The 14,497-nt window shown below is 65.7% G+C and carries 12 protein-coding genes; 3 read left to right on the top strand and 9 right to left on the bottom strand.

The window, feature by feature from the left end:
* Window positions 1–11: 11 nt before the first annotated feature.
* From ACVWY5_RS39370 to ACVWY5_RS39380, 3 genes are all read right to left on the bottom strand, one after another.
* Window positions 12–617, bottom strand: coding sequence for a 2-hydroxychromene-2-carboxylate isomerase (locus tag ACVWY5_RS39370; RefSeq protein WP_028335852.1), 606 nt, complete (start codon window positions 615–617; stop codon window positions 12–14).
* 110 nt (window positions 618–727) lie between these two features.
* Entirely contained in the window at window positions 728–2,026 is a 1,299-nt protein-coding gene (locus tag ACVWY5_RS39375) for an MATE family efflux transporter (RefSeq protein WP_051376244.1), read from the bottom strand.
* Between the two features lie 275 nt (window positions 2,027–2,301).
* Window positions 2,302–2,889 carry a DUF2239 family protein gene (locus ACVWY5_RS39380; protein WP_028335854.1) on the bottom strand — a complete coding sequence of 196 codons (588 nt, stop codon included), beginning with the start codon at window positions 2,887–2,889 and terminating at the stop codon, window positions 2,302–2,304.
* A 131-nt stretch (window positions 2,890–3,020) separates the two neighbouring features.
* Between ACVWY5_RS39380 and ACVWY5_RS39385 the strand changes: the two genes are divergently transcribed.
* Together ACVWY5_RS39385 and ACVWY5_RS39390 are read left to right on the top strand one after the other, a co-directional pair.
* Complete coding sequence (locus ACVWY5_RS39385) at window positions 3,021–3,686, top strand: glutathione S-transferase family protein (protein WP_028335855.1); 666 nt, start codon at window positions 3,021–3,023, stop codon at window positions 3,684–3,686.
* Window positions 3,687–3,799: 113 nt separating this feature from the next.
* A complete protein-coding gene (locus ACVWY5_RS39390) occupies window positions 3,800–4,135 on the top strand; it encodes a GIY-YIG nuclease family protein (protein ID WP_028335856.1) in 336 nt (111 codons plus the stop codon).
* A 1-nt stretch (window position 4,136) separates the two neighbouring features.
* Here the strand turns inward: ACVWY5_RS39390 and ACVWY5_RS39395 are convergent, their stop codons facing one another.
* The 3 genes from ACVWY5_RS39395 to ggt all read right to left on the bottom strand — a co-directional run bounded on the left by ACVWY5_RS39395 (window position 4,137) and on the right by ggt (window position 8,289).
* Window positions 4,137–5,012, bottom strand: coding sequence for an SDR family oxidoreductase (locus ACVWY5_RS39395; protein ID WP_028335857.1), 876 nt, complete (start codon window positions 5,010–5,012; stop codon window positions 4,137–4,139).
* A 106-nt stretch (window positions 5,013–5,118) separates the two neighbouring features.
* Window positions 5,119–6,417: an MFS transporter gene (locus ACVWY5_RS39400; protein WP_028335858.1), complete on the bottom strand. Its 1,299-nt coding sequence runs from the start codon at window positions 6,415–6,417 to the stop codon at window positions 5,119–5,121.
* A 129-nt stretch (window positions 6,418–6,546) separates the two neighbouring features.
* The gene (gene ggt / locus ACVWY5_RS39405) at window positions 6,547–8,289 is read right to left on the bottom strand and encodes a gamma-glutamyltransferase (RefSeq protein WP_028335859.1); all 1,743 of its coding nucleotides are present in this window, start codon (window positions 8,287–8,289) and stop codon (window positions 6,547–6,549) included.
* Between the two features lie 126 nt (window positions 8,290–8,415).
* On the opposite strand from ggt, the gene ACVWY5_RS39410 reads away from it, so the two are divergent.
* On the top strand, window positions 8,416–9,795 hold the full coding sequence (locus ACVWY5_RS39410) for an MFS transporter (protein ID WP_028335860.1): 1,380 nt from the start codon (window positions 8,416–8,418) through the stop codon (window positions 9,793–9,795).
* Window positions 9,796–9,830: 35 nt separating this feature from the next.
* On the opposite strand, the gene ACVWY5_RS39415 is transcribed toward ACVWY5_RS39410, so the two are convergent.
* From ACVWY5_RS39415 to ACVWY5_RS39425, 3 genes are all read right to left on the bottom strand, one after another.
* Window positions 9,831–10,772, bottom strand: a complete 942-nt coding sequence (locus ACVWY5_RS39415; protein ID WP_283089771.1) for an IS110 family RNA-guided transposase — start codon at window positions 10,770–10,772, stop codon at window positions 9,831–9,833.
* 269 nt (window positions 10,773–11,041) lie between these two features.
* Entirely contained in the window at window positions 11,042–12,634 is a 1,593-nt protein-coding gene (gene purH / locus ACVWY5_RS39420; protein WP_028338215.1) for a bifunctional phosphoribosylaminoimidazolecarboxamide formyltransferase/IMP cyclohydrolase, read from the bottom strand.
* A gap of 85 nt (window positions 12,635–12,719) precedes the next feature.
* Window positions 12,720–14,471 carry a heparinase II/III domain-containing protein gene (locus ACVWY5_RS39425; RefSeq protein ID WP_038378155.1) on the bottom strand — a complete coding sequence of 584 codons (1,752 nt, stop codon included), beginning with the start codon at window positions 14,469–14,471 and terminating at the stop codon, window positions 12,720–12,722.
* Window positions 14,472–14,497 lie beyond the last annotated feature (26 nt).

Genomic DNA, 14,497 nt, shown 5'->3' on the forward strand with positions numbered 1-14,497 from the left:
ATTCGCTCATCTCACTTTCCCGATACCATTTCCTCGACTTCGCGCAGCTGCTCCTTGCCGAAGAAGATCTCGTTGCCGACGAAAAAGGTCGGCGAGCCGAACGCGCCGCGCTCGACGGCGGATGAGGTATATTCGATCAGCTTGGCCTTCACGTCGGCGTCCCGCGCGCGGGCGAACAGTTTGGCGGCGTCAAGGCCGGAGGAGGCGATGGCTTTGCCGGCGACCTCAGGATCGTCCATCTTCTTCGGCTCGACCCACATGTGATGGAAGGCGGCCTCGATATACTTCTCGAACACGCCCTCAAACTGGGCAGCGACCGCCGCGCGCATCAGGTTCAGCGTATTGACCGGGAAAAACGGGTTCCAGGTGTAGGGCTTGACGTTGAAGCGCTTGAGAAAGCGTTCCGTCTCGATCTTCTGAAACTCCGGCTTGTTCTTGACGCCCGCCAGCGTCTCCGCCGGCGACTTGTTGTTGGTGGCCTTGAAGATGCCGCCGAGCAGGATCGGGACATATTCGAACGTGACGCCGGTGCGTTTTTCGATCGCCGGGATCGCTTCATGGCTGAGGAAAGCGTTTGGGCTGCCGAAATCGAACAGGAATTGCGGATTTTGGCTCACGGCGGTCTCTCCCTCGGCTCGTCTCGTTTGGACTTGTCTAGCATGGACCTGCTGTCGCAGGCGCCATCAGTAGAATATGATAATCATCATGTGAGCCGCGGCGCGCGATGTCAAATCAGCCGCTTGATGGTCTGCTTGCGCCATACCAGGGCGTAATAGGCCATCTGCAGCACGAACATGGTTGCAAAGGTGACGGGATAGGCGATCCAGATGCCGCTGACGCCGATGGCGCGGCTGAGCAGGATCGCGACCGGCACCTCGACCACCGCGATCGCCAGGGTCGAGAGCAACAGCGGCATCCACACCGTGCCGCCGGCGCGCATCGCGCCCGAAAACACCGTCGCCATGCCGAACAGCACCATGCTCCACAGCACGATGTACAAGAGCTGCTGCGCCAGCCCGAGCACGGCACTGTCGACGATGAAGAATCCCATCAGTGGCCGCGCGAAGAGATAGCCGAGCACGACCAGCCCGCCGGTCAATACCAAGTTCAACTCGATCCCGGTCCGGACGATGGCGCCGACCCGGGCGGAATCGCCGCGGCCGATCGCCTGCGCGCCGAAGATCGACACCGATATCGCGATCGAGATCGCCGGAAACTGCACATAGCCGATCACCTGGTTGACCGCGCCATAGGCCGCGGTGGCGTCCGAGCCGAAGCCGTTGACGAGGCCGAGCAGCACCAGCTCGGCAAGCGAGACCACCACCATGCCGATCGCGGTCGGAATGCCGAGCCGCAGCACGATGCGCAGCAGCGCGCCGTTCGGCCGCATCGCGCGCAGGAACGCGGCGTCGAAGGCCAGTGCATGGCGGTGCCGCAGCATATGGACATGCAGCCACAGCAGCGTGACCACGCCCGAGACCGCGGAGGCGATGGCAGCGCTGGCGACGCCGAGCATCGGCAGGCCGAGCCAGCCGCGGATCAGCGCCGGCGTCACAACCAGGCCGATGGCGGTCGAGACCGTCAGCGCAACCAGCGGCGTCACGGTGTCGCCGACGCCGCGCATCATCGCGGTCAGCAGCAGGAAAGCGAAGGTGATGGGCATCGTGATCATCATGATCCGCGCATAAGCCACCGCGGCGTCGAGGACGTCAGATGGCGTCGCGAGCGCGATCAAGAGCGGGCGGGCGAACAGGCCGCCGAGGACCGCGATCGCCAGCGCGAGCAGCAGCGTCACGGTCATGGTGGTGCCGGCGACCGCCTTCACCCGGTCGGGCTTGCCGGCGCCCCAGGCCTGGCCGATCATGACCGAGGCGCCGGCGCTGAGACCGATCACGAAGGAAATGAAGAAGAACATCACCGGAAAGAACACCGAGACGGCCGCGAGCGCGTCGACGCCGATCATCTGGCCGAGATAGACGCCGTTGATGCTGCCGAACAGCGACTGCAGCACGTTGCTGAGCAACATCGGCGCGAGGAAGGCGAGGAAGGCTTTTCGTAAGGAGGCAGGCTTGGACACGTTCAAATTCCAGGAATGATACCGAGCTTGTGGAGCTCGGTGAGTAGATCAGGCAGCAAATACCGCTGTCGTCCCTGCGAAAGCAGGGACCCATACTCCGCGGCCTTTGCTATGGGCACGCGGCCAGTTCGACGCGCTGCAATGCTCTTCGGTGGTTATGGGTCCCTGCTTTCGCAGGGACGACATCCCGTTTGAGGTTACTCGTCCACATTATTCAAAACGCGCTAGTCCGCTTGATCGCTATAGGCGAGCCGGATCGCGTGATCGCGGATATCGGCCGGCCAGTCCGCGATCAGCGTCGCAAAGCGGCGCCGGTCGTGGGCGAACAGCGCGCGGATCGCATCTTCATAGTTCGGCTGGTTGCCGGCCATGGTCGTCATGAAGCGATAGGTGGCTTCCTGCGCGCTGCGCGTGCGGTCCTTGTCGCCGCTGGAGCGCCGCGCCTCGTCGATCAGCTTGCGGATCGCGACCGATGCGCCGCCCTTCTGCTGCGCGAGCCAGTCCCAGTGCCGCGGCAGTAGCGTGATCTCGCGCGCCACGACGCCGAGCTTCGGTCGACCGGGCCCGCGCGGCGCGGTCGGCGCCGCCGGCTCCCCGTCGGGCGCAGGCGCGGGCTGCGGCAGCCGCGCCAGCACGTCATCGACCGAGCCGCGGAAATCGATATCGACCAGCGCCGAGGTGCGGCCGTTGAACACCAGGATCGCAGCGTCCTTGCGCCGGTCGAGGTGTTGCTTGGCGGCGCGCGCAACCTCCGGGAGGTCGCCGGCCCCGATGCGGTGCTCGCCTTCGAAGGCGACATAGGCAGGATTCATGATAGACCTCTCAGATTGCGCGACATACTGCCCGGACAATTCTTGGCAATCGCGGCGCGTGGATCTCGACTTTCTGGTTTCCCGCTGGCACCAAACGCCGCCCGATTGCGCTGATCTTTCAAAGGATGCCCATGCTGACGGTTCATCACCTCAACAATTCCCGCTCGCAGCGCGTGCTGTGGCTGCTCGAGGAATTGGGTGTGCCCTACGAGATCGTGCGCTACCAGCGGCAGCCCGATATGCGGGCGCCGAAGGAGCTGCGCGCGATCCATCCGCTCGGCAAGTCGCCCGTCGTCACCGACAACGGCCACACGATCGCGGAATCCGGCGCGATCCTCGAATACATCATCGCGACCTACGGCAACGGGCGCCTGATCCCGCAGGCCGATACCCCGGAGCGGCTGCGCTATACCTATTGGCTGCACTACGCCGAGGGTTCGGCGATGACGCCGCTGCTGCTGAAACTCCTGTTCACGCTGATGCCGAAGCGCGCCCCGGCGCTGCTGCGGCCCTTGGTGCGCAAGGTGTCCAACACGGCGCTGTCCACGCTGGTCAATCCGCAGCTCAAGCAGCACATGGCCTATTGGGAAGGCGAGCTCGGCAAGAGCGAATGGTTCGCCGGCAACGAATTTTCCGGTGCCGACATCCAGATGAGCTTTCCGCTCGAGGCTGCCGCGGCGCGCGGCGGGCTCGAGGATGGCCATCCCAACTGTGTCGCGTTCCTCGAGCGCATCCACGCCCGCCCGGCCTATGCGCGGGCGCTGGAGAAGGGCGGGCCGTATCAGGTCGGCCGATAAATTCGCGGTCATAACAGCGGCTCGGGTTTCGATGCCGTCTTTTTTATCCGGGTAATATCGCCTTGTCAATAATGCCCGGGTATAAATGGCGTGCCTAGACCACTGGAGCCGCCATGAAGACCCAGGACCGCAAGCAAGCCATCGCCGACTACAAGAAGCGCCCGAGCGTCGCCGGCGTGTTCGCGATCCGCTGCAGCGCGACCGGTGAGGTCTGGGTCGGCCAGGCGCTCGATCTTGACAAGATCGAGAACCGCATCTGGTTCACGCTGCGGATGGGCAGCCATCGTAACGCAGAGCTGCAGCGCGCCTGGACGGCTCACGGCGCGGATCATTTCTCACTCGAAACGCTGGAGCGGATCGAGGACGAGGAGCTCGCCTATGTGCGCGACACGCTGCTGAAGGAGCGCGTGCAGCATTGGCGCGCGGCGCTGGATGCGTTCGCGGTGTAGCCTAGTGTGACGGCAGCGGCTGCACGGTGACGCCGGGCGGCGGCACGTCGTCGTCGGGCACGAAGAAGTCCGACATCAGCGGCACCGAGGGATCGACGCGGTAGCGCTCGAAGTCGCGTACGCCATTGGCATAGAGCACCTTGTCGTCGATGCAGAAATGCCCGGTGAATTCGCGCGACGGCCGGGTGATGATCGCGTAGGCCGCATCGCCCATGATCTCAGGCGTGCGGCTCGCGCGCATCATCGCATCGCCGCCGAGCAGATTGCCGACCGCGGCGGTCGCGATCGTGGTGCGCGGCCACAGCGCGTTGACGGCAATGCCGGCCGATTTCAATTCGCCCGCAAGCCCGAGCACGCACATGCTCATGCCGAACTTCGCCATCGTGTAGGCGGTCGAGTGCTCGAACCATTTCGTCTTCATGTCCAGCGGCGGCGACAGCATCAGGATGTGCGGGTTCTCCGCCTTCTTCAGGTGCGGGATGCAGTATTTCGACACCATGAAGGTGCCACGGGTGTTAATCCCCATCATCAAGTCGAACCGCTTCATGTCGGTCGCCTGCGAATTGGTCAGGCTGATGGCGCTGGCATTGTTGACGCAGACGTCGATGCCGCCGAACTCGGCGACGGTCTGCTCGATCGCCGCCAGCACCTGGGCCTCGTCCCTGATGTCGCAGAGCACCGGCAGTGCCTTGCCGCCGGCGGCGCGGACCTCGTCGGCGGCGGTGTAGATCGTGCCCTTCAGCTTCGGATGCGGCTCGGCGGTCTTCGCCGCGATCGCGACATTGGCGCCGTCACGCGCGGCGCGCAGCGCGATCGCCAGCCCGATGCCGCGGCTCGCGCCCGAGATGAACAGCGTCTTGCCTTTGAGCGATGTCATCTGCTGGCTCCTCCACAGTTAGGGACGCACCATGTCAGGCTCCCTCTCCCCTTGTGGGAGAGGCGAAGCGAAGCAAGCGGCAACCTCATTACGCTACCTCATTAGGCTACCCATCCGCATGCAGCACGCGGCCGCGGGTTTCCGGCAGCGCGTAGGCGGCGAGGAAGAACACGCCGTAGGCCGCCACCGCGAAGATCGCGATCGCGTTGGCGAGCGTGGTCGTGGTCGACAGCGCGCCGACCAGGAACGGGAACAGCGCGCCGATGCCGCGGCCGAAATTGTAGCAGAAGCCCTGGCCGGAGCCGCGCAGCCGGGTCGGATACAGTTCGGTCAGGAACGCACCCATGCCGGAGAAATAGCCCGAGGCGAAGAAGCCGAGCGGGAAGCCCAGCACCCACAGCACCTCGTTGGACAGCGGCAGCTGGGTGTAGAGCAGCACCACCGCGATCGCGCCGATCGAGAAGATCAGGAACAGATTGCGCCGGCCGATCCGGTCGGCGAGCCAGGCGCCGACCAGATAGCCGATGAAGGAGCCGATGATCAGCGTCGCGAGATAGCCGGTCGAGCCGACCACCGAGAGCTTGCGCTCGGTGGTGAGGAAGCGCGGCACCCAGAAAGTGATGGCGTAATAGCCGCCCTGCATGCCGGTGCCGACCAGCGACGCCAGCAGCGTGGTCTTCAGGATCGGTCCGTGGAAGATCTCCCACAACGCGGCGGGGCCGCTGCCGGAGGCTTGCGCCTGCGCCATCGTCGCGGCGGAGATTTCCGGCTCGGTGACATAGCGGCGCAGGTAGAACACGAGCAGCGCCGGCAGCGCGCCGATCACGAACATCCAGCGCCAGGCGTTCTCCGCCGGCAGCACCGAGAACAGGATCGCCTGCGCCAGCACGGCGAGGCCCCAGCCGATCGCCCAGCCCGACTGCACCGAGCCGACCGCGCGCCCGCGATATTGCGGCCGGATCGCTTCGCCGATCAGCACCGCGCCGGCGGCCCATTCGCCGCCGAAGCCGAGCCCGAGCAACGCGCGGGCGACCAGCAGCTGGTCGAAATTCTGCACCACGGCGCAGACCAGCGAGAAGAACGAGAACCAGATGATGGTGAGCTGCAGCGTCTTCACGCGCCCGATCCGGTCGGACAGATAGCCGCCGAGCCAGCCGCCCACGGCCGAGGCCAGCAGCGTCACGGTACCCGCGAGCCCGGCGGTGCCGGCGTCGACCTTCCAGAGCGTGATGATGGTGCCGATCACCAGCGGATAGATCATGAAATCCATGCCGTCGAGCGTCCAGCCCGACGCGCAGGCCCAGAACGTGCGCCGCTCCTGCAGGTTCATGTCGCGATAGAAGGCGAGGAGGCTGGTGTCCTCGATCTCTGCAACTTCCATCGATTTGGATTCGGCTGTGCTCATGCGCGTTCCCCGGAGAAATCTTTCACCGGCTCTTTGCGATCCGCGGCCGGAGGTGCGCGGACCGCCAATCTATCGCGATGTTGCAGGTTGGGCAAAGCCGCTTTGCACGCCCTAGGCGCGGATCATCCTTTAGTATCCCGCGGCCTCCGAGCCGCGCGTGCGGGGATCCGGCGCGCCGAGCAGACCGTTGGTCGTGACGAGGATCGAGTTCGCGGAGGAGTAGCCGAGCGGCTCGACCAGTCTGTGGCCCTTGGCGCGCAGATCGCCCAGCACCGCGTCGGGAAAACCGCGCTCGATCCGGACCTCGTCGGGCAGCCATTGATGGTGCATGCGGGGCGCGGCGACCGCGGCCGCGATGTCCATCTTGTAGTCGATCACGTCGACGATGATCTGCGTGACCGCGGAGATGATGCGGCTGCCGCCGGGCGAGCCCGTCACCAGCACCGGCCTGCCGTCCTTCAGCACGATGGTCGGAGACATTGACGACAGCGGTCGCTTGCCGGGTCCCGGCAAATTGGCCTCGAAGCCGACCAGGCCGAAAGCGTTGGAGGCGCCGGGCGCAGCGGTGAAATCGTCGAGCTCGTTGTTGAGCAGCACGCCGGTGCCATCGGCGACGAGGCCGACGCCGTAGGGAAAGTTCAGCGTGTAGGTGTTGCTGACGGCGTTGCCGCCGGCATCGACGACCGAATAATGCGTGGTGTTGTCGCCCTCGTGCGGTTGCTTCGCGTTGCGCACATCGGTCCAGGGAGTGGCGCGGGCAAGATCGATGGTCGCGCGCTGTTTGGCGGCATAGTCCTTGTCGATCAGCAATTGCGTCGGCGCGTCGACGAAGGCGGGATCGCCGAGATAGCGCGCGCGATCGGCATAAGCCCGCTTCATCGCCTCGATCATCACATGCAGCGAGGCGGCCGAGCCCTGCTTCATGTCGGACATCGAAAAGCCTTCGAGGATGTTGAGGATCTCCAGCAGCACGACGCCGCCGGAGGACGGCTGCGGCATCGAGACGATGTCGTAGCCGCGATAGCTGCCGCGGATCGGCGTGCGGATCACCGGCTGGTAGGATTTCAGATCCTCGAGCGTGAAGATGCCGCCGGCATTCTTGATGCCGCTGACGAGCTTCTCGGCGACGGCGCCTTGATAGAAGCCGCGCGGGCCTTGTTCGGCAATCGCCGTCAGTACGCCGGCGAGATCGCCCTGGATCAGCCGGTCGCCCTCGCGCAGCGGCGTGCCGTCGGCGTGCGAGAACGTTTTGGCCGAATTCGGCCAGCGCGACATGCGGCGATACATGTCGTTCAGCGTGTCCGATGTGTCGTCGGTGACGATGAAGCCGTCGCGCGCGAGATCGATCGCCGGCTTGAGGATCTGCGCCAGCGTAAACTTGCCGGAGCCGTATTTCTCCAGCGCCAGCGAAAGGCCCGCGACCGTGCCGGGCACGCCGATCGCGAGCGTGGAGTTGCGCGACTTGTCGGGATCGGGCTTGCCGTCGGCGTTCAGGAACATGTCGCGGGTAGCGGCCTGCGGTGCGGTCTCGCGATAGTCGATCGCGACATCCTCATTGCGGCCCGCTAGATGGATCACCATGAAACCGCCGCCGCCGATATTGCCGGCGCGCGGATAGGTCACCGCCATCGCAAAGCCGGTGGCGACCGCGGCGTCGACCGCATTGCCGCCCTGTCGCAGGATGTCGGCGCCAACTTGCGCAGCCAGCTTCTCCTGCGCCACCACCATGCCGTTTTCGGCGCGAATGCTGCGAATCGTGTCTGCGGCTGAAGGTTCATAAAAGCGGCGCTGGACCTGGCCGAGGGCAGGCGTCGCGATACCAATCACCAGGAGAGCGGCAAACAGCCGTCGCGACATTGCCGTCAGCGCCATCGAAATGTCCTGCCCTGTTCATCGCCGTATCAGTCCAACCGGCCCATGCTATATGGGAGCGGATTGGAGCGGCAAAAGCCTGCCTGTGGTTCGAGTTGGGGAATATCTTTCGCGATGACGGCAACAATGCAGACGGGCGCCGGTGACGCGAAGGCCACCACCAAGGTCTATCCTGGCCGCGCCGCCGTCATCAGCTGGATCTTCTTCGACTGGGCTGCGCAGCCTTATTTCACGCTGATCACGACCTTCGTGTTCGCGCCTTATTTCGCGAGCTTCGTCGCGCCCGATGCCGCGAGCGGCCAGGCGCTGTGGGGCTTTGCCACCGCAGCCGCCGGACTTGCGATCGCGCTGCTGTCGCCGGTGCTCGGGGCCATCGCCGATGCCAGCGGCCGTCGCAAGCCGTGGATCGCGGGCTTCGGTGCGCTGCTCGTGATCGGCGCCAGCGCAATGTGGATCGGCAAGCCCGGCAATCCCCACATCATCCCGGCGCTGCTGCTTGCCTATGCGATTGCGAGCGTCGGCGTCGAGTTCGCGACCGTGTTCAACAATGCGATGATGCCGACCCTGGTGCCACCCGACCGGATCGGGCGGCTCTCGGGCACCGGCTGGGCCACCGGCTATGTCGGCGGCATCCTCAGTCTCGTGCTGGTGCTCGGCTTCCTCGCCGCCAATGCCGAGACCGGCAAGACGTTGTTCGGCTTCACGCCGCTGTTCGGTCTCGATCCCGCCATGCATGAAGGCGACCGCATCACCGGGCCGCTGACCGGGCTGTGGTTCATCATCTTCGTGACGCCGATGTTCCTGTTCACGCCGGACTATCCGGCGAAGCGCCCAATGCGCGCGGCGCTCCGCGAAGGCCTGCGCGAGCTCAGGGAATCGTTGTCGAGCCTGCCGAAGCAGAAGTCGCTGGCGCGGTTCCTGCTCGCGAACATGATCTACACCGACGGGCTGGTCTCGCTGTTTGCGTTCGGCGGCATCTATGCCGCCGGCACGTTCGGCTGGGACACGATCCGGATCGGCACCTTCGGCATCATCCTCGCAGTGGCCGGCACGTTCGGCGGCTGGATCGGCGGCAAGCTCGATGATGCATTCGGACCGAAGCGCGTGATCACGGCCAGCCTGTTGATTCTGCTGTTTGCGATCGTCGTGATCCTCACCGTGAACAAGGATTCCATCCTGTTCATACCGGTCGCGCCGCCGGTGCCTGGCGATGCGTTGTTCGCGGGCGCCGCCGAGCGCGCCTACATCGTGCTGGGCTGCCTGATCGGCGCCACCGGCGCGCCGCTGCAGGCCGCCTCGCGCTCGCTCCTGATCCGCCTCGCACCGAAGGACCGCATCGCGCAGTATTTTGGCTTGTTCGCGCTCACCGGCAAGGTGACGTCGTTCATCGGCCCGCTCCTGATCGGCGCGATCACCGCGGCGACCGCGAGCCAGAAGGCCGGCATGGCGGTGCTGGTGGCGTTCTTCGTGGTTGGGCTGGCGCTATTGGCGAAGGTGCGCGGATAACTCATCGCCGTCGTCCCGGCGAAGGCCGGCAACTGTTATGTCGGCTTGGTCTGCAGGTAGGGCTTTCTGTCGCGCATCATGGCGTTGAGGACCGTTAGGAGCTTCCTGGCGACGGCAATGAGAGCGAGCTTGGCTGGTTTGCCGACCTGTCGCAGCCGCGCGTAGAAGGCCTTGAATGGATCGGCCCGACGAACCGCGTTCAGAGCCGCCATATAGAGGGCGTCACGAACGCGCTTTCGGCCGCCGGCGATCTTGCGTTTTCCACGGAAGGCGCCGCTGTCGACGTTGAAGGGGGCAAGGCCCGCGAGCGCGGCGATCTGCTTCGCTCCAACATGTCCAAGTTCCGGCATCTTCGCGATCAGCTGCATGCAAGCCACGGGACCCACGCCCGGCAGTGAGCGCATCAACCGCGCATCGTCCGCGATCTCCGGCTCGGCCTTGGTCAATGCGTTGATATCGGCCTCGATCTCGGCGATCTCGCCATCGAGAACCTCAATGAGCCGACTGATCCGTTCGGCCATGGCGCGGTCGTCGGCCTCGCTGCGCCGGTTCTTCTCCTGCGCGCGCATGAGAACCAGTTGGTCCCGCCGTTTTGCAAGCCCTGCCAAAGCGTTGCGGGCGGGATTGGCGGCCCGCTCGGCTGCCGGCTGCATGACCCGGCCAAAGGCCGCCAGCATCCGTGCATCGATCGGATCGGTTTTGGCAAGTTGGCCGCTGGCCCGCGCAAAATCGCGAGCTCGAGCCGGATTGATCCGAGCGAAGCGGACACCGGCCTGGCTTAGGGCCTCGCGAAGCGCGAGGTCATAGGCGCCCGTGGCCTCGAAGACGACCAGCGCATCGCATCGCCAACGCGCCACCTGCTGTGTGATGGCCTGTGCCGCGTTGGCGATGCGCCTGGACACGCCGTCAGCTTCATCAAAGATATCGAGATGCTTCTTGGAGACGTCGATTCCGACATAACGAGGGGGTATGATCACGGTGCCTGTCCCTGTGATGCGAGGTCTGTTGGCGCAGCCTCGTGCAACTGTTCAGGTTGGTAATGGAACGGGCGGGAGGCCGAGCCGGCTCACGGCGTCAAGCGCCAAGGACCCAACGGCTTCCCGCCCAACCCATCCTGACAGACTTCCAAGACACAGGGACCCATACCGCGTGATCTATCAAAGGCGCGCTGGGGCTGGTTGTTGCTCACCAACCAAAGCCGGTGGTTATGGGTCCCGGCTTTCGCCGGGACGACCGTGCTGAGAGTTTAATGCCTGAAGTGCCGCACGCCGGTGAATACCATGGCGATGCCGTGCTCGTCGGCGGCCTTGATCACCTCGTCGTCGCGCATCGAGCCGCCGGGCTGGATCACCGCGGTGGCGCCGGCCTCGACGCAGGCCAACATGCCGTCGGCGAACGGGAAGAAGGCGTCGGAGGCGACCACCGAACCCTTGGTCAGGGGCTCGGCGAGCTTCAACTCGGCCGCCGCATCCAGCGCCTTGCGCGCGGCGATCCGCGCGGAATCGACCCGGCTCATCTGGCCGGCGCCGATGCCGACGGTGGCGAGATCCTTGGCGTAGATGATGGTGTTCGACTTCACGTGCTTGGCGACGCGGAAGGCGAATTTGAGATCGCGCAGCTCGGCGTCGGTCGGTGCGCGCTTGGTCGCGACCTTCAGGTTCATGTCGTCGACCACGGCATTGTCGCGGCTCTGCACCAGCAGGCCGCCGGCGACGGTCTTGGCGGTGAGGCCGACCGCGCGCGCGTTCGGCAGGCCACCGGCGAGCAGCAGGCGCAGATTGCGCCGGCCGGCGATGATCGAGATCGCTTCCTCGGTCGCATCGGGCGCGATGATCACTTCGGTGAAGATGCCGATGATGGCGCGGGCCGCGTCCGCATCGAGCGTGCGGTTGACCGCGATGATGCCGCCATAGGCCGAGGTGGAGTCGCAGGCCAGCGCGCGGGCGTAGGCGGTGGCGAGATCGGGGCCCTCGGCAACGCCGCAGGGATTGGCGTGCTTGACGATCACGCAGGCCGCGGTGCGCTGCGGATCGAACTCGCCGACGCATTCATAGGCCGCGTCGGTGTCGTTGATGTTGTTGTAGGACAGTTCCTTGCCTTGCAGCTGGCGTGCCGTCGCAACGCCCGGCCGCTTCTCCGGCGTGGCATAGAACGCCGCGGTCTGGTGCGGGTTCTCGCCGTAGCGCAACGACTGGATCAGCTTGCCGCCGAAGGCGCGGAAATCAGGCGCCTTGGTGTCGAGCTGCACGGCAAACCAGTTCGAGATCGCGGCGTCATAGGCCGCCGTTCGCGCATAGGCCTTGGCGGCGAGCCGGCGACGCAACTGAAGCGAGGTCGCGCCCTTGTGCGCGGCGAGCTCGTCGAGCACAGCCTGATAATCGTTCGCCTCGACCACCACGGCGACGTCGTCATGGTTCTTGGCCGCGGCGCGGATCATCGCGGGGCCGCCAATGTCGATGTTCTCGATGCACTCCTCGAAGCCGGCGCCTTTGTCGACCGTGGCCTCGAACGGATAGAGGTTGACGACCAAGAGATCGATCGGCGCGATGCCGTGCGAGGCCATTGCTGCCGCATGTTCCTTGTTGTCGCGGATCGCGAGCAGGCCGCCATGCACCCTCGGATGCAGCGTCTTGACCCGGCCATCCATCATCTCCGGAAAACCGGTGAGCTCGGAGACGTCCTTGACCTTCAGCCCGGCCGCCGCGATCGCCTTGGCGGTGCCGCCGGTCGAGACCAGCTCGACGCCATGGTCGGCCAGCGCCTTGGCGAAATCGATCAGTCCGGTCTTGTCGGAAACGGACAACAGAGCGCGGGTCACGCGGCGAAGCTGCTCGGTCATATCGGAAAATCCCTGGCTGTTAAGGCAGCCGGGTAGCATGGTTTGGCAGGGTTCGGAACCGTGAAGGGCCGGTTTGGCCACAAATTTACAGCGGCAGTTCCGGCTCGCGGCGGGCGTTGCGGCGCGCGTTGGTGGCGGAGGCCGAGGTCGAGGAGCGCACGAAGCTCCAGCGGATGGTGCCGGCCTGCCTCGCGTCCTGCCGGATCACGATCTGGGAGGTCCGGCGCGGGCCGTCATTGCCGGCCAGGAATACGCTGTCCTCGAGATCGACCTTGTCGTCCATCGCCTCGAAGGTCCAGACGTCGCGGTTGGGCAGCACCAGCATCACGCCGCGGGCATCCGACAGCCGGCTCGCCTTCACCGAGGGATGCAAATGGAAGCGCAGCGCGAAATCGGCCTCGCTGCCCTTGATGCGGCCGCCCGGCGCCGGCGACAGCGAATCTTCGCCCTCGAGCCGCGTTCCGTCCTGCGAGACCATCAGCACGCGGCGGTGGATCACGCCGAAGCGCGAGAGAAAGCCGTCATGCGAGGCTGTCAGCACATCGCCGTCGGGAACGGCTTCGCGGTAGCTCTCGACATTGCTTGGGCCGCTGGTGATGGGCGCGCCGCGGAGCAGCCGCTTCATCGCCGACAGCTCGACGAACTGGCATGACGACGTATCGCGATAGGTCAGCGTCGAATGCGCCGCGGTGGAGCGCGCGAACGGCCGCCAATTGTCGCGGCCGGTGCTCGGCATGCCGCAATTGACGACAATGCGGCTCACCCCGGAAGAGAGCTCGAACGACAGGCAGCCGGCATGCGCGTCCTGGCTGACGCTTGCCGGCGGCGGCGGGCCGGTATCGATGATCAAGGCGGTGTTGCCGGCATCGAGTCGCTGAAAGCCGGTATGCGGCATGCTCGCCATCGGCACGCCGCGGGTGTCGTCATAGGCGAGCAGCGTCGCGACGAGATCGGACGGCGCGGTGCTCATGCCGTTGAACAGCGCGAAGCTGCCGTCGCCGTGACGGAAGAAGCGCAGCATCGGCATCATGCGGTCGATGGCGTTGAGCAGCGCCGGCGGCGGCGCGATGTTGCGCGCGGCAAAGGTTTGCCGCAACGGCAAGAGATCGCTGAGCAGCTCGACCAGCGCGCCGGGATTGCGCGAGATGTGGCCGCCATCGGGCAGGATCTGGCGCTGCAATTCGTCGGACAGCCTGCGCGTCGCCGATTTGATGTTGCGCGCCTGGTTGGCGAGACAGAGCGAGGCGTAGCACAGCGCGATCAAGACCTGCAGGCGCGGAACGCCGTCATTGTCGAGCGTCGCGTGGCGCAGATAGCGGATCTCGCGCGCCAACCCGCGCAGATATTTGCGGTAGAATTTTCCGTCGGTATCGCCGAGCACCAGTGGTGCCTGCGACAGCAGCGAGATCACCCGCCGCGCGCGCACATCGGCGCGGCGCTCCAGCGGCCGCTTGCGGGCCTGGTTGGAGATCCAGTCGTCGACCAGCGAGCGGGCGTTGGCGCGGGTCAGCGCGGTGTCGGCGGCGCGCAGGTGGCGCAACCAGCCGAAGCCGAGCAGGGCGGCTTCCCAATCCTCCGACGGCGGTTCGAGATCGAAGATCGAGCGGCCGTGGCAGGTGACGATCTTGCCGGCGAAGACGAATCGTCCGGCATAGATCTCGGCCGCGCGGGTGGCGTCGGCGGTCCGCAGATCGTGCGGGGCGATGACCAGCCGGTCGGTGCGGCCGGGCCAGAGCCGCGACAGCGCGACCGTGCTCCCGCTGGCGCGTGCGAGCATGCTGCGGGCAAAGCGGCCAGCAATCAGCGTCGAGATGCGTCTGCTTTGAGCGACCGACACGCCTAACCTTGCGGGGAGGGAATTTT

Source organism: Bradyrhizobium sp. USDA 3256, assembly GCF_054058275.1.